A 15,808-nucleotide genomic window follows, 5' to 3' on the forward strand; every position below is an offset into this window, starting at 1 on the left:
TGGCGGAGCGAGGTTAGACCTCAAGCTCCCGTGCCTCCTCAACAATTACGTAGGTTTCGAGCTCGTCCCCAACCTTCAGGTCGTCGAAGTTTTCGATCGAGAGCCCACACTCGTACCCGCTCTGGACCTCACTGACGTCCTCCTCAAAGCGCTTGAGCGAACTAATCTCTCCCTCGTACTGCACCACGCCATCCCGCACAAGACGCACCTTTTGGTTTCGCCCCACGGTGCCCTCGTTGACGTAGCACCCCGCCACCATTCCCACGTCGGGGACGCTGAAGGTGTCTCGGACCTCGGCCCGGCCCTTCGTCTCTTCGCGGCGCTCGGGGGAGAGCAGTCCCTCCAGCGCATCGCGGACATCCTCGATGGCCGCGTAGATGACCGAGTAGGTCCGAATGTCGACCTCTTCTCGTTGGGACGCCTCACGGGCCCCGGACGTGGGACGCACCTGGAAGCCAAGGATGATGGCGTCCGAGGCGCGGGCCAGCATCACGTCGCTCTCGGTGATGGCCCCCACGCCGCTGTGGATCACATTGACGGCCACCTCGTCGGTCTTCAGCTTCAGGAGGGCATCGGAGAGTGCCTCGACAGAACCGCCCACGTCGGCCTTGATGATAAGGTTGAGCTCGTGGAACTCGCCCTCGGCCATCTGGCGGCTGACCTGATCGAGCGAAACCTGGCTCTGTCGCCGGAGCTCCTGCTCGCGGTGGATCCGCTGGCGCTCCTGGGCCACGTCTCGGGCCTCGCCCTCGCTGTCCATGACGACGAATTGGTCGCCGACCTCCGGCGATCCGTCGCACCCGAGAACCAGAGCCGGTTGGGACGGCCCCACGGACTCAATGCGGTTGTCCCGCTCATTGAACATGGCACGGACGCTTCCGCTGTGAATCCCGGCCAGGAAGGGATCGCCCGTCTCGAGGGTACCGTTTTGCACAAGGACAGTGATCACGTTCCCGCGGCCCTTTTCCAGCCGGCTTTCGATGATGACGCCGGAGGCTTCCCGGTTGGGGTTGGCCTTCAGCTCCATGATCTCGGACTGCAGAAGGACCTTGTCGAGCAGCTCGTTGATGCCGTCCCCCGTCTTCGCGGACACCTCGGCGGACTGCACGTCCCCGCCGTACTCCTCCACGAGCACGTTCTGGTCGGCAAGCTCGGCCCGCACTTTCTCGGCGTCCGCCTCGCGCTTGTCCATCTTGTTGATGGCCACCACGATGGGCACGTCGGCGGCCTGAGCGTGGTTAATCGCCTCCTTCGTCCGCGGCATGACGGAATCGTCCGCGGCGACGACCAGGATCACGATGTCGGTGGCCTTGGCCCCACGGGCACGCATGGCGGTGAAGGCCTCGTGGCCCGGCGTGTCAAGGAAGGCAATCGCCTCGTTGTCGTGGTCGGTGAGCTCTACGTAGTGGGCCCCCACGTGCTGCGTGATGCCTCCCTCTTCCCCGGCCACCACGTTGGCGTTTCGGACGTAGTCGAGCAGGGAGGTTTTGCCGTGGTCGACGTGCCCCATCACCGTCACGACCGGGGCGCGCGGCTCGAGGTCTTCCGGGTCGTCCTCCTCAACCTCGACGGCCTGCGTGTCCCGCTCCGCGACAAACTCAACCTCGTAGCCGTACTCGTCGGCGACGAACTCGATCGTCTCCGTGTCGAGACGCTGGTTGATGGACACCATCATGCCCGCGTCGAACAACGTGTCGATCACGTCGCTCACCGGCTCCCCAATCAGGTTTGCGAGCTCGCCGGTCGTGACGAACTCGGTCACTTCGAGAATATTCTCCTGCTCGCGCTTGCGCTCTCGGCGGCGCTGTCGCTCCTCCTCGTGTCGCTTGCGCCGACGGCGCCGGCGGCGCTGGCGTTCGCGGCTGGCGCCCTGTTCCAGCTCCTGGAGCGTCTCTTGAAGCGTCTGCTCAATGTCTTCCTCGTCGGGGCCCCCACCGCCGCCGCCCTTCTGCTTCTTCCCTTTGCTCTTACTCTTCTTGTTACTCTTATCCTTTTTGTCCTTTTTACTGCTCTTGTCTTTGTCCTTGTCTTTATCTTTCCGCTTGCGCTTGCGATCCGGACGCTGAAGTTGATCGCTGTCCATCTTGCCGACCACGCTGGGCCCCTTGAGACGGTAGCGCCCGGCCTTAAGCGTCTCCCCCTCTTCGTCCGCCTCGTCGTCCGCCGCATCGTCAGCACCTTCAGCCGGGGTCTCTTCCTCCGTCGTGTCGTCGGCCTCGCCTTCGGCCTCCGTGGGCTCTTCCGGCGCCTCCGCGTCTTCATCGGGAGCGTGTTCGTCGGAGGCGTGATCGTCCGCCTCCTCGGCCGACGCTGTCTCCTTATCAGCCGACACGTCTTCCGCCTCCGTCTCGTCGGCGGGCGTCTCGGGCTCCGCCTCGGTCGGTTCGGGCGCGGCGGATTCGGCCTCGGCGTCGTCTGTAGCGTCCGCCTCCGTGGCCGCGTCCGTGTCGGAGGTCTCCTCGCCCGTGTCTTGGCCCGAAGCGTCCGCCTCGGCGTCTGGTTCTTGCGCGGCCTGCTTCTGCTCGTCCGCAATCGCCGCGGCGTCCTTGTCGGCCGCGTCGACAGGGGCCGTCTCGGCTTCGTCCGTGGGCGCTTCGTCCGCCGGTGCGTCGTCGGCGGACGCCTCGGCCGAGGCCTCGTCCCCGGAAGGCTCTGCCTCTGCGTCCGCGGGGGCCGTTGCATCCGAGGTGTCCTCTTCTGCCGGGGCCGCTTCCGGCGCTGCGTCGCCTGAGGCACGTGGCTCCTCCTCGTCGTCCGCGACAGCGGGCTCCGCCGCCTCTTCTGCCGTCTCGGTGGCAGACTCCGGCTCGGCCGCCTGTTCCTCATCAAGGGTGGCCACCTCGTCCCGCTCCGGGCCGCCGTCGTCCTCCTCTGAGCGGAGCTCCCGAATGCGGGCCGCCACTTCTGCGTCGTCGGCGTACTCCTCCCGCAGGACGAGGTACGCCTCCTCGTCGACAATCTTCGCGTTGAGACCAGAACCGGAGAGGGCCTCTTCGTAGCCCTCCTCTTCCAGAAACTCTACCACGCGGTCCTCGGAAACATTCAGCTCCCGAACGACCTGAAAGAGCTTCTTCTCTTGAAAGTCTTTCGTCTTGGTTGCCATATGGCAATCGGTTGTTGCTCAGACTCACTACAAAAGCGACCGCCGAAGTCGTTTTCGGCGGCATGCGCAGCTAAGATCGAACCTCAGGCTCTTCGGGGGTCGACTCCGCTTCCTGCTGCTCTTCGGAGGGGCTTTGGGGAATCTCGTCCTGTTCTTCGACCTCTTCGTCACCGCCTTCTTCTGTTGCCTCGCTGTCTCCGTCGGCCTGCTCGGGCTCGTTCGGGGCCGGCCCGTCGACGACCGTCTCCTCCCCGTCCGCGTCGGGGGCCGGTGCGCCGGCCTCGGGCGGCTCCTCGTCCGCATCGCCCGGGCCCTTCGAATCGGCGGACTCGGTCGCGCCGGCAGAAGACGCGGAGGACTCGGTCGACGCCTCGCTGGGGGTGGTGCCGTCCGTGTCGGCCGCCTCCGCCGTCTGCACAGACTCCACCGTGAATCGCCCCTGTCGGATCGACTCGATGATGCCCGGCCCCTTCTCGAATTCAGTCTCGATGATCTCCAGCACCTGCTTGGCGGTGTCGCGGTCGAGGTCGGCACGCCGGGCCAGGGCGTCCGCCGACAGTTCGAGCACGGCCTTTCCGGTGTCGCACCCGATCCGCTTCAGCTTCCCGATGGTTTCTTCCGTAAGTTCATCGCCAAACTGCTCGATGTCAATGTCTTCCTCGTCCGCCGGGATTTCGCGGTAGACATCGATTTCGTATCCGGTCAACTGCGAGGCAAGCTTAATGTTGACGCCGCGCTTGCCGATGGCCTGGCTGACCTCGTCGGCCGGCACCTCCACGCGGGCCCGTGGCGGGTCCTCGTCCTGATTCAACGAAACGTTCGTCGGCTCGGCCGGCGACAGTGCCCGAGCAATCAGCTCCTGGGGGTCGTCGGACCACTGCATCACGTCGATGTTCTCGTCGGAGAGCTCCCGGACGACGGCGTTGATCCGGACGCCCTTGACGCCCACGCATGCCCCTACCGGATCCACCTTCTCGTCGTGACTCTCGACCGCCACCTTGGCGCGGTCGCCAGGAATCCGGGCCACCTTCTTGATCTCGACGATGCCGTCGTGCACCTCCGGCACCTCGACTTCGAAGAGGCGCTCCATGAACACCGGGGAGGTGCGGCTGACCACCACCTGCGGGTCGCTCCCCGCATCGCGCCGCACTTCCTTGACGACGGTCCGAAGCATGTTGCCCTTCCGGTAGTGATCCCCCGGAATTTGTTCGTCGCGGGGCAGCACGAGTTCGGTGTCCTCGTGCATCAGGAGCGTCTCGTGGCGACGGACCTGGTAAATCTCCCCGACGACGATGTCCCCAATGAGCTCCGTGTACTCCTGGTAGACCTGCTCCTTCTCGATGTCACGGATCCGCTGGCGAAAGGTCTGCCGCGCAGTCATCACGGCCCGGCGCCCAAACTCGCTGACGTCCAGCCCCCCCGCCACCTCGTCGCCAACCGCAAAGCCGTCGTCAATCTTCTTGGCCTCGGACTCCTTAATCTCGGTCACCGGGTCTTCCACCTCCCAGTCCCCAACGACCTCTTGAATGTGGAGAATCTGGATGTCCCCCTGCTTCGGATTGAAAATGATCTCGAAGGCCTCGTCCGACCCGTACCGCTTGCGAAGCATCGCGCGGAACACGTCCTCCACGATAATCTGGAGCGTGTCCCGGTCCATGTCTTTGGACCGGGCTATTTCCCCAAATGAGGAGATCAGGTCTTCGCTTCGCATAATCCGTCTCGTCCTGTGAAGAAGTAAGTTCCGCGTGGCCCGCCGCGTGTGTCCCAATTCCCCTTACCAGGGCAGCTCGATCCGAGCCTGGGTGATTGTCGTGTATGGCAGCTGAAGGCGCTCCGCAGAGGGCAGCTCCAGTTCAATCTCTTCGTCGTCCGCGTCGGTCAAGTCCCCCACCACGATCTCCTCGTCGCCGTCGCTTTCAAATCGTACACGCAAGGTGCGGCCAACGTTCTTCCGATACTGCGCCGGCATCGTCAAAGGACGCTTAATCCCGGGCGAGGAAAGCTCCAGCTTGTAGCTTCCATCCACCACGTCCTCCACGTCAAGCAGAAACCCGATCTCTTTGCTAATGAGGGCGAGGTCATCGTGGCCCACCTCCTCCTCGGAGTCAATGTACACTTCCACGACCCGTGTCCCCTTGTGCCCCCGCACCTCCACGTCCACCAGAAAGTAGTCGGTTCCGACGATCACCTCTTCGGTCAGTCCGGAAACCCGGTCGGCAAGATGTTGTTGCGTGGGGTTCACAAATGCAGTTGTCAAGCGTCCAGAAGCACCTAGTGCAAAAAAGCGCCCGGCCCGACAGGCGGGACGAACGCCATGTGCGGCCCGGGATCGCCGAACCGCCTCTCCAATTCTCGGATGCCCGCAGGCATCAGTACAAAAAGGTGGCGTCGGAGGCCACCTTCTCGCGCTGTTTTCCCAGCGGACCACGAAATACGCGTGTCAAAACGGTGTAACGTTGGGCCCCGCCCGATGTTTCTACGCGTCCGCCCCTCCAGCAGCTGCGCTGCGCGCCCCTACACTGGAGACGTGTCCCGGTCTTTCTTGCCTTTGAGGAGATAGGCCTTGATGAACGGGTCCAGCTCCCCTTCCAGCACGGCCTCCGCGTCGTTCCGCTTGGTGTCCGTCCGGTGGTCGTTCACCATCTTGTAGGGGTGGAGCACGTACGAGCGGATCTGACTCCCCCATTCGATGCTTTTCTTCGAACTCTCAAGCCGCTCTTTTTCTTCTTCTTTGAGCTCCCGCTCCGCCTGGTAGATGCGGCTCTTGAGCATCTCTCGGGCGCGACGACGGTTCTGGTGCTGGCTCCGCTCCTGGGTGCACGCGGCCCGGACGGTGGTCTCCTCGCCGTTGGACAGGGTGCCGGTCCAGATCAAACGGACGCCCGTTTCCACCTTGTTGACGTGCTGCCCCCCCTTGCCGCCGGACCGGAAGGTCTGGAGTTCTATTTCGCCCTCACTCAAGTCCACCCCAATGCTGTCGTCAACCTCGGGGTAGACAAAGACGCTCGCGAACGAGGTGTGGCGGCGGCTGTCGGCGTCGAACGGGGAGATGCGGACCAGTCGGTGCACGCCGGTTTCGCTTTTGAGGCGGCCGTAGGCGTGCCGTCCCTGCACATTCAGGGTTGCGCTCTTGATGCCGGCCTCCTCTCCAGGCTGCTGGTGGACGAGTTCCACGTCGTAGTCTTGGTCCTCGGCCCACCGCATGTACATGCGGAGCAGCATTTCTGCCCAGTCTTGGCTTTCGGTGCCCCCGGCACCCGGGTTGATTTCGACGATGGCGTCTCGCTCGTCGTCGGGGTCGTCGAGAAGACTTTCCAACTCCAACCGATCGAGCTTCTGTTCGAGCTTTCGCGCCTCCGCGTCGATCTCGTCCGACATGTCTTCCCCCTCCTCTTCGGAGAGAAGCTGAAGGGTCTCAATGTCCTCGGCCTGCTCCTTGACGTCCTCCCACGCCTCGATCCATTCTTCTTCGCGGGCAATTCGCTTTTCGATCTCGCGGGCCCGATCCGGGTCGTCCCAAAAGTCGGGGTCCATCCGCTCCTGGTTGAGCTCTTCGACGGTCATGCGGCGACCGTCTACGTCAAAGATAGCCCCCGAGCGCCTCCACGCGCTCAGCGAGCTGTTCGAGGTCCTCGTCCGAGTACGACTTCATGGTAGAAGAGAGGATTTTGGTGAGGGGAGACCGGAGCCAAAACTTTGTGGCGGCAGAAACTACGGCCCGAAGCGGGATGTTTCTCCGGACCGATTGGGAGCGGGCCTTCAGGACTGGTGCCGCGACACAAACCGGTCAATGCGGGTGAGCGCCTCCGTGATGTCGTCCAGGCCGGTGGCGTAGGAGCACCGCACGTACCCTTCTCCACTTGGGCCGAAGGCGGTTCCCGGGACGCACGCCACCTTCTCTTCTTCCAGGAGCCGCTGGGCAAATTCCTCGGACGTCATCCCCGTAGAAGTCACGTCGGGAAAGCAGTAAAAGGCGCCCTCCGGCTCGAAGGTGGGAAGGCCCGCGTCGTTCAGCCCCGACACGATGGTGCGGCGGCGCTCGTCGTAGCTCTGCCGCATCTTCTCCACGTCGCCCCTGGCCTCACGCAGCGCAGCGATGGCCCCTTCCTGGGCCATCGTCGGCGCGCTCATAATCATGTACTGGTGCACCTTGAGCATCGCCTGCGAGAGCGGTTTCGGCGCGCAGGCAAACCCGATTCGCCATCCCGTCATCGCGTAGTTCTTCGAGAAGCCCCCCAGCAGCACCGTCCGTTCGCGTAGTCCCTCAACGGTGGGGACGCACACGTGCCCCCGGTCGTGGGCGGTGCCGTAGATCAACTGGTCGTAGATCTCGTCAGAGACGACCAGCAGGTCGTTGTCGACCACGAGCTGGGCAATCTCTTGAAGCGTGTCGCGCCGCAGCACCGCCCCGGTCGGGTTGTTCGGGTATCCCAGGAAGAGCACCTTGGACCGGTCACTAAGGTGCGGCTCAATGTCGGCGGCCGTCACCTGAAAGTCGTTCTCGACGTGGGTCGGGACATGCACCACCTCCCCCCCTGCAAATCGGGCGGACGGGCCGTAGGACACGAAGCAGGGCTCAGGGATCAGCACTTCGTCCCCCGGCTCGAGAAAAGCCTGCATGGCCAGCTGCATCGCCTCGCTGCACCCCACCGTGGCGACGATTTCGCTCTCCGGGTCGTACGAGAGGCCGTGTCGCTCCTCGTAGTCCTCCGCGATGAGCTCGCGGAGCTCCTCCATGCCGGCATTGGAGGTGTAGCTCGTGCGCCCGTTCTCCAGCGCGTCGACGCCGGCCTCCAGCGCCGCGTCCGGCGAGTTGAAGTCCGGCTCCCCGATGCCAAGCGAGATGACGTTGTCCATCGTGGCGGCAATGTCGAAGAACCGGCGGATGCCGCTCGGGGGCGTCTCACGCACGCGATCTGAGACGTACGTATCGAGATCGGGGGCGGTGGCAGGAGCGGCCATAGAACAGGTTTTGGGTCTGAGGTCAAGCAAGCAGTTGGTGTAGGCGCGTACTCTGTCCCTCCCGGGAGGTTCAATTCGTCCCCGGCGGTGCCGACCGGACGCCGGACAACGGATTGTACTTTGAAGTTCTCGGCACCTAGGTTTGGGAAAGCACTGTTCCCCTCCAAATTGTCTCTCTTTGTGTCTGGTATGCCCGATACGTTCGAAAACTACATTGGCGGCCGCTGGACCGGCGCCGCCTCACAGGCCACCTTCGACAACCGAAACCCGGCCGACCCCGACGACCACATCGGCGACTTTCCGGATTCGGCCCCCGCCGACGTTGACGCCGCCGTGCAGGCGGCCCAAGACGCCTTCTCGGACTGGGGCAGCACCCCCGCTCCGGACCGCGGGAAGATTCTGAAAGCCTCCGGCGACCTGCTAGCGGAGCGAAAAGACGAAATCGCCCGCTCGATGACCCGCGAGATGGGCAAGCCCTTCTTCGAGACGAAGGGCGATGTGCAGGAGGCCATCGACACGGCCTACTACGCGGCCAGCGAAACGCGACGGCTGTTCGGCACCACGGTCCCGAGTGAGCTGCCCGACAAGATGAACATGGCCATCCGTCGCCCGCTCGGGGTGTGTGGCATCATCACGGCCTGGAATTTTCCCGTCGCCGTGCCGTCCTGGAAGATCTTCCCGGCCCTCGCCGCCGGCAATACGATCGTCTTTAAGCCGAGCGAGGACGCCCCGCACAGCGGCCTGCGCTTCGTGCAGACGCTGATCGACGCGGGCATTCCGGATGGGGTGATCAACGTGGTGCACGGCGCGGACGAGGCGGGGCAGGCGCTCGTGGAGCACCCGGAGGTCGACGCCATCGGCTTCACCGGGTCCTACGAGGTCGGCACCGCGATTGCCGAAACCTGCGGCCGCCTCAACACGCCGGTGTCCCTGGAGATGGGCGGCAAGAACCCGATGATCGTGATGGACGACGCCGACCTCGACCTCGCGCTGGAGGGCGCCATCTGGGGCGCCTACGGCACCACGGGCCAGCGGTGCACGGCCACCAGCCGCCTCATCTGTCACGAATCGGTGCACGACGAGCTCGTGGCGATGATTCGGGACGAGGCAGAAGCGCTCGTCCTTGGTGATGGAAACGACGCGGACACCGACGTGGGGCCCCTCATCAATCAGGCCGCCGCGGAAACGGTGCACCGGTACGTCGAGATCGGACAGGAGGAGGGCGCCACCCTGGAGATGGGCGGCGCGCCTGCGTCGGTTGACGGCCTCGACGGTCACTTCTACGAGCCGACCCTCTTCACGGACGTGACGCCCGACATGACGATTGCCCAAGAAGAAATCTTTGGGCCGGTGCTCGCGACGTTTGAGGTCGGGTCCTACGACGAGGCCGTGACGGTGGCCAACGATACCCAGTACGGGCTCTCCTCTTCCATCTACACCCAGGACGTGAACAAGAGCTTCCGGGCGATGCGGGACCTGGAGGCCGGCATCACCTACGTCAACGGCCCCACGATCGGGGCCGAGGCGCACATGCCCTTCGGGGGGGTAAAGGACACCGGCAACGGCCAACGGGACGGGGGCTACGCGGCCTTCGAGTTCTGGACGGAGCACAAAACCCTCTACGTTGACTACTCCGGCCAGCTACAAAAAGCCCAGATGGACTCGGTGGAAGACTAAAGTAGAAGTGGTCTTCTCTTTTGTGCATCTCGCTCTGCAATGCGGGTGGTGATGGAGCGCATCACCACCCGTTTTGTATTGCAGAAACGAGGATCCCTGGTGGAAGGGCCTCCCGCGTGCACGGGACGCCTCTCTCAGTTACTCGTCATTTCGGAGGTACTCATCGTCTTCCCGGGCCCGGACGACGGCTTTGTAACTTTCGTCCTCCTGCTGGGCCGAACGCACAATGACGTTCTCCTTGCCGAAGCGGCGATACAGAAGGTTGCGAAGGTTTTGAATGTCGTTCTGCTCAAGATCCGAGAGCACAATTGCCTCGTCGTCGCCAACGTCACTCCACTTCTGGGCAATCGGCTCGTACTTGGACGTACGGCCGCGTCCCCCGCTCGCCCCGAGTTCACGTTCGGCGTCCTGCTGATCCATGACTTCCATCTGAAAATCTGCGTTCATAATTCAAAATATAATCGTTACTGAGATCCGCATGGATATAGAATTTGAAATCAAGGGTATGGTTCCCTTCTTCTTTCGGCTTCATTTAATGTCTACACCTATCATTTCGAATCCAAACGTACTTCATCGTACGCATCCGTGGGATTGAAAACAGGCTCGTCAATACCCAAGGTGCGACTCATGTGCCGACATTAAACACATATCCATGCTCGATATGTCCTGCCCGTTTCCCACCGATAAAGACGACGGATCGGAGGTGTTCAACGTGATCGAATCGTTCTTCCACTTCACAGTACGTGACCGTTGCCTCCGGGAACGCCTCCGAGAGTTGTCGGCAGGGGGATTCCAGGTCGGCACGGTCTTCTAGGGCGCTCGTCGCCGCAAATTTGAGGGCCGGGCACGTTTCTTCGGTCTCGTCGTCCTCAATCGGTCGCTCTTCGAGCTCGTGTTCGTCGATGAGCGCGTGGGAGCGGACGGCCTCGGGGTCTTCCGGGTTGGAAACGAGCAGGTATGTGACGACAGTCGCCATCGGGACACTCTGAAGAATTTATTTTCAAGTCACTACGGAATTCAGGGGCGGCGCCGTTCCCCATCTGGGGGCCCGCTTCCTACCGAGTCTCCCGAGAGCACTCCCCATCGGGTCGGAGATCAACGACGTGCGCATCGGGCACGTGGCGGGCATGAACGAGCCCCTCCAACGGCAACCACGCGTCGCTTGCGTCGAGCACCGCGCTGTCGCTGTTCACAACGGGGGCGGATGCCTCCTTCAATGTGGCGTCCACCCCCGCGTGCGCGTTAAGGGACCAGGGGCGCTCCGTCTCGGCGGAGACGTCCGCAATCCGATCCGTCACGCGCCCGACGTTTGAGACCGAGCGATCGAGGTGCCACGTGACCCGCGCTGGGCGCAAGGCCTGCAGGGTGTCCGCAAGGCGCCGCAGGGCAGGCGTGGTCTGGTGGGCAATGCGGTAGGTGCCTTGCACGGGATCTACGTCGCGGTAGGCGGCATCGCGCCCCACAAACGCGTACGCCCCACCGATCATCGCCTCGATGGTAATGAGCACGTTGAAGCCGTCGAGGTGAAGCTCCTGTCCCGCGATGGCGTCCGGGGGCAGACGCCCCTGAAGCCGGTGCGCTCGCTCGGCGTCGCTGCAGGACGATCGTGCGACCGCGTCGCGCTGGCGGCGCTTCAGTTGGTACCGGTTTCCCACGAGCTCCGGGGCACTGTCCCCACTGTAGCCCCGGGTGCGAAGCCACGACAGATCCCGCACAGCGGCCCGGAGCCGATCACGCTGGTCGTCCCCGAACAGTCCGGGGTCCTCCGGATGGGCCCCACGATTCACAGGCATGCGGACGAAGCAGATCTCAATGCGGGGGACGCACGGCGGAGTGGGCCTTGCCGGACTCTATGTACGCTTCCGGGCCAGCCCCTGCTTCTGGGCCGTCTGGGACACGGCGCTTGACACCTGAGCCACCACGTTCTCGTCAAACACACTGGGAATGATGTAGTCCGGCGTCAGGCTCTGATCATCGATTGCATTGGCAATCGCCTCGGCCGCCGCAATTTTCATTTCACTGGTAATGCCCTTCGCGCGGCAGTCGAGCGCCCCCTTAAAGAGGCCCGGGAAGCACAGCACGTTGTTAATCTGGTTCGGGTAGTCGCTCCGGCCGGTGGCCATTACGGCCACGTGTGGGTAGGCCACCTCCGGCATGATCTCCGGACGGGGATTGGCCATCGCGAAGACGATGGGGTCGCGAGCCATGCGGTTCAGGTCCTCCACGTCGAGGATGTCCGGAACGCTCAACCCGATGAACACATCGGCGCCCTCCATGACCGCCGACAGCGTATCCCCGGTCACGGACGGGTCCGTCATCTCCGCGTACTGCCGCTTTGCGTCGTTCAGGTCATCGCGTTCCGGGGTCACCGGCCCGTGGCTGTCCACCCCGACGATGTTCTCAACCCCCATCTCCATGAACATCTCCGTCACCGCGGTGCCCGCCGCCCCAATGCCGACCGTCACGACCTTGATCTCGTCGAGGTCCTTCTCCACAATCTTCAGTGCGTTGAGGAGGGCGGCGGCCGTCACGACCGCCGTGCCGTGTTGGTCGTCGTGAAAGACCGGGATGTCGAGCTCGTCCTTGAGGCGCTCCTCCACGGCAAAGCAGCGCGGGGCCGCAATGTCCTCCAGGTTGATCCCCCCGAAGACCGGCGCGATACGGCGGACCGTGTTGACGATCTCGTCGACGTCGGTCGTGTCGAGGCAGATGGGAAATCCGTTTACGTTCGCAAACTCCTTGAGGAGCTGCGCCTTGCCCTCCATCACCGGAAGCGCGGCGCCCGACCCAATGTCGCCCAGTCCCAGGACGGCCGTGCCGTCAGAGACGACCGCAACCGTGTTGCTCTTGATCGTGAGTCGGTGCGTGTCCTCGGGCGTCTCGTGGATCGCCTCACACACGCGGGCCACCCCGGGCGTGTACGCCATCGAGAGCTGATCGCGCGTGCGGAGCGGGGACTTGCTCTCCACTTCCACCTTCCCTCCAAGGTGCAACAGGAAGGTGCGGTCCGAGATGTTGACCACCTCGACGCCGTCGAGGTCGCGCAGCGCCTGAACGATCGATTCGGCGTGGTCGTCGCTCCGGGTGTTGATGGTAATGTCGCGGGTCAGCTCGTCCTTCTCGGCCCGGACAATGTCGATGGCCCCGATGTTGCCGCCGTGCTCCCCAATCACGGACGTCACTTTTGCAAGCATGCCGGGGCGGTTGGAAATGACCACCCGGACGGTGATGGAGTTGCTGGCACTTGGCAGGTACTCTTCGGTCTCTTCCATAGGATGGCGCGTCGTGGTGGGAGTCGTGGTGCAAACGAAAAGGAATTGTGGAAGCGACAAGTACGGACCGTCCGCTCCCGAACCCCAAAGAAAAAGGACGGCTTCCGACAGGGAAGCCGCCCTTTGTGCGTCAGGAATACGTCGTCGTAGCCCGGGAGGACTAGCTGCTTACAGAGCCCGTCTCGTCGAACTCATCGAGGGCGTCGGAGATCTCCTCCGCGTAGGCAGACCCAATGCCGTCGAGGTCGGTGAGGTCGTCCACCTCACGGGCATCCGCAAGGGAGGTCACGCCCGCATTCTCAAGTCGCGAGACGCGTGGGAAGTTCTCCGGAAAGCCGGCCGTTTCGTCGAAGGTGGACGCATCGTCGTCCTCCGACGGCGCCTCGGCGTCGGGCTCGTCGCCCGCCTCGCCCTCAGACGCAGCCTCCTCCTCGTCGGGGGTTTCGGCCTGAGCATCGTCGGCTTCGGCGTCGTCGTCCTCCGCGGCAGTCTCTTCCTCGGCCTCCTCTTCCTCCATCTCACGGCGCAGGTCAGCCAGGCCGGAAAGCTCACCGAGCGTGGTGGGTCCGGTCGTCGGCTCGTCCGGCTCGGGCTCCGGCTCGTCCTTGAAGTCGCGCACGGCCTCTTCCCGCTCGCGCTCTTCTCGGCGGGACTCGCGCTCTTGTTCGTCCTGCTCCTCTTGGCGTTCGGCCTCTTCCTTGGCCGTCTCGCTGAGGACGATGTCCTTCTGGTCCTTGTCGAACCGAATGACCTGCAGTTCGAGCTCGTCGCCTTCGTGGTAGTGGTTTTTGAAGGCCTTCGGGCCGTTCTTCAGCTCACTGCCCGGGACAAAGGCCTCCACGTCCAGCGGCAACTGGACGACGAGGCCCTTGTCCTCCACGCGGACGACCTCGCCGGTTGTGTCGTTGCCCTCCTCGTAGGCGTCGGCAAACTGGTCCCACGGGTTGGTCTTCACCTGCTTGTGGCCCAGCGAGATCCGACGCCGCTCCTCGTCGATATTGAGGATCACGACATCGAGCTCCTGTTCCTCATCGACCATGTCGCCCGGGTGGCGAATCTTCTTGGTCCAGGAGAGGTCCGAGACGTGCACCAGCCCGTCGATGCCGGGCTCGATCTCGACGAAGACGCCGAAGTTGGTGATGTTGCGCACCGTGCCGGTAAGCACCGTGCCCGCCGGGTAGCGGTCGCTGATGCCTTCCCAGGGATCGGGCTCCAGCTGCTTCATCCCGAGCGAGATCTTCCGCTCCTCCTGATCGATGTTGAGAATCTTGACATCGACCACCTGGCCGAGCGACACCATTTGACTGGGGTGCTCGATGTGGCGCGTCCACGACATCTCACTGATGTGGACGAGCCCCTCGATGCCCTTCTCAATTTCGACGAAGGCCCCGTAGTTCGTGATCGAGACGACCTTCCCCTCCACCACGTCGCCCTCGTCGTACTTGTTGCCGATCTGATCCCAGGGATGGTCCCGAAGCTGCTTCAGGCCGAGGGAAATGCGCTGGCGCTCCTCCTCGTAGTCGAGGACCACAACTTCGAGCTCCTGGTCGAGCTCCACGACCTCGCTCGGGTGCGAGACGCGGCCCCAGGACAGATCCGTAATGTGCAGAAGCCCGTCGACGCCCCCCAGGTCGATGAAGACCCCAAAGTCGACGATGTTCTTGACGGTGCCCTCAAGCACCTGACCAACCTCGAGCTGCTCAAGAATTTCTTGTCGCTGCTCCTCGAGCTCGTGCTCGATGAGCTCGCGGTGCGAGACGACGATGTTCTCGTTCTCGGGGTTGAGCTTGACGATCTTGAATTCCATCCGCGTCTCCAGGTAGGACTCGAAGTCCCGAACCGGGCGGACGTCGATCTGCGAGCCGGGCAGGAAGGCCTCCATTCCGTCGAAGAGCTCCACGATCATACCGCCCTTGATGCGGCGGATGATCGTGCCTTCGATGACCTCCTCGTTCTCGTAGATCTCTTCGACACGCTGCCAGCGTCGGACCTTGTCGGCCTGCTCCTTCGAGAGCACGAGCTGCCCGTCGCGGTCTTCCTTCCGCTCCAGGTACACCTCCACGGTGTCTCCGGGGTGGATCTCCTCCTCCCCGAACTCGTCCCGGGAGACAATCCCGTCGCTCTTGTAGCCGATGTCGATCACCACGTAGTCTTCGTTGACCCGAAGCACGCGGCCTTCCACGATGTCCTGTTCGCGGACATCGATGGAGGTCTCGTCGACGACATCGCGGAACTGGTCGTACACCGAGGTGTCGGCCGGGGCCTGCTCCTCGGTCTCCAGCTCGTCGAGCGAAACCGTCTCTCCATAGGTCTCGCCCGTGAAGCCCTGTGCCTCTTCCGTCCGTTCGAGCTCGTCGGGCGAGACGGTCTCCGTTGGCTCATCAAACTCGGACACGTCGACCGAAGCCTCGTCGCCCGACGGCATCGGGAGGTCCTGGGAAGCTTCCTCGACGGCCTCCTCGAGAATGCGGCTCACGAAGCCGGGCTCCGGCGGGGGATCCGCAGGGGCCCCGTCGCCGCTCTCGTCCGCAGCATCCGCCGGGGCGTCCTCGGCGGGCGCCGGCTCTTCGGCGGCGGGCTCGTCGACGTCTTCGCCCCCCGCGTCCGGGGTCGACGGGGCCTCGGGGTCCGCGGCCTCCACGTCGTCCCCCGAATCCGCAGCGTCGGCGGGCGGCGCTTCGGCCTCGGCCGCCTCCTCTGCCTCGGCGGGAGCGGGCTGAGCGTCAGCAGTATCTTGAGTGTCGTCCTTGGAAGCTACTTGTTCTTGTTCTGCCATATACGGTGTGGTAGGTTT

The 15,808-nt window shown here is 63.7% G+C and carries 11 protein-coding genes; 1 reads left to right on the forward strand and 10 read right to left on the reverse strand.

The window, feature by feature from the left end; translation table 11 throughout:
• Positions 1–13: 13 nt before the first annotated feature.
• The 5 genes from infB to SRU_RS09395 form a co-directional block, all read right to left on the reverse strand.
• Complete coding sequence (gene infB / locus SRU_RS09375) at positions 14–3,103, reverse strand: translation initiation factor IF-2 (protein ID WP_011404519.1); 3,090 nt, start codon at positions 3,101–3,103, stop codon at positions 14–16.
• 70 nt (positions 3,104–3,173) lie between these two features.
• Complete coding sequence (gene nusA / locus SRU_RS09380; protein WP_011404520.1) at positions 3,174–4,814, reverse strand: transcription termination factor NusA; 1,641 nt, start codon at positions 4,812–4,814, stop codon at positions 3,174–3,176.
• A 63-nt stretch (positions 4,815–4,877) separates the two neighbouring features.
• Entirely contained in the window at positions 4,878–5,360 is a 483-nt protein-coding gene (gene rimP, locus SRU_RS09385) for a ribosome maturation factor RimP (protein ID WP_118826748.1), read from the reverse strand.
• 257 nt (positions 5,361–5,617) lie between these two features.
• A protein-coding gene (gene prfB / locus SRU_RS09390) for a peptide chain release factor 2 (RefSeq protein WP_011404522.1) occupies positions 5,618–6,755 on the reverse strand; the annotation gives its coding sequence in 2 pieces (ribosomal slippage) (positions 5,618–6,685 and positions 6,687–6,755; 1,137 coding nt in all).
• Positions 6,756–6,862: 107 nt separating this feature from the next.
• On the reverse strand, positions 6,863–8,065 hold the full coding sequence (locus SRU_RS09395; RefSeq protein ID WP_013062220.1) for a pyridoxal phosphate-dependent aminotransferase: 1,203 nt from the start codon (positions 8,063–8,065) through the stop codon (positions 6,863–6,865).
• A gap of 189 nt (positions 8,066–8,254) precedes the next feature.
• Between SRU_RS09395 and SRU_RS09400 the strand changes: the two genes are divergently transcribed.
• Positions 8,255–9,742 carry an aldehyde dehydrogenase family protein gene (locus SRU_RS09400; RefSeq protein WP_112904185.1) on the forward strand — a complete coding sequence of 496 codons (1,488 nt, stop codon included), beginning with the start codon at positions 8,255–8,257 and terminating at the stop codon, positions 9,740–9,742.
• A gap of 138 nt (positions 9,743–9,880) precedes the next feature.
• Here SRU_RS09400 and SRU_RS09405 read toward each other — a convergent pair whose 3' ends face one another.
• From SRU_RS09405 to rpsA, 5 genes are all read right to left on the reverse strand, one after another.
• The gene (locus SRU_RS09405; protein WP_011404525.1) at positions 9,881–10,189 is read right to left on the reverse strand and encodes a hypothetical protein; all 309 of its coding nucleotides are present in this window, start codon (positions 10,187–10,189) and stop codon (positions 9,881–9,883) included.
• Positions 10,190–10,367: 178 nt separating this feature from the next.
• A complete protein-coding gene (locus SRU_RS09410) occupies positions 10,368–10,718 on the reverse strand; it encodes a hypothetical protein (protein ID WP_011404526.1) in 351 nt (116 codons plus the stop codon).
• A 79-nt stretch (positions 10,719–10,797) separates the two neighbouring features.
• The gene (locus tag SRU_RS09415; protein ID WP_112904187.1) at positions 10,798–11,535 is read right to left on the reverse strand and encodes a DUF434 domain-containing protein; all 738 of its coding nucleotides are present in this window, start codon (positions 11,533–11,535) and stop codon (positions 10,798–10,800) included.
• 57 nt (positions 11,536–11,592) lie between these two features.
• Entirely contained in the window at positions 11,593–13,014 is a 1,422-nt protein-coding gene (locus SRU_RS09420) for a malic enzyme-like NAD(P)-binding protein (protein WP_112904189.1), read from the reverse strand.
• A gap of 160 nt (positions 13,015–13,174) precedes the next feature.
• Positions 13,175–15,790 carry a 30S ribosomal protein S1 gene (gene rpsA, locus SRU_RS09425; protein ID WP_011404529.1) on the reverse strand — a complete coding sequence of 872 codons (2,616 nt, stop codon included), beginning with the start codon at positions 15,788–15,790 and terminating at the stop codon, positions 13,175–13,177.
• Positions 15,791–15,808 lie beyond the last annotated feature (18 nt).

Origin of the sequence: Salinibacter ruber DSM 13855, assembly GCF_000013045.1 — a bacterium.
GTDB lineage: Bacteria > Bacteroidota > Rhodothermia > Rhodothermales > Salinibacteraceae > Salinibacter > Salinibacter ruber.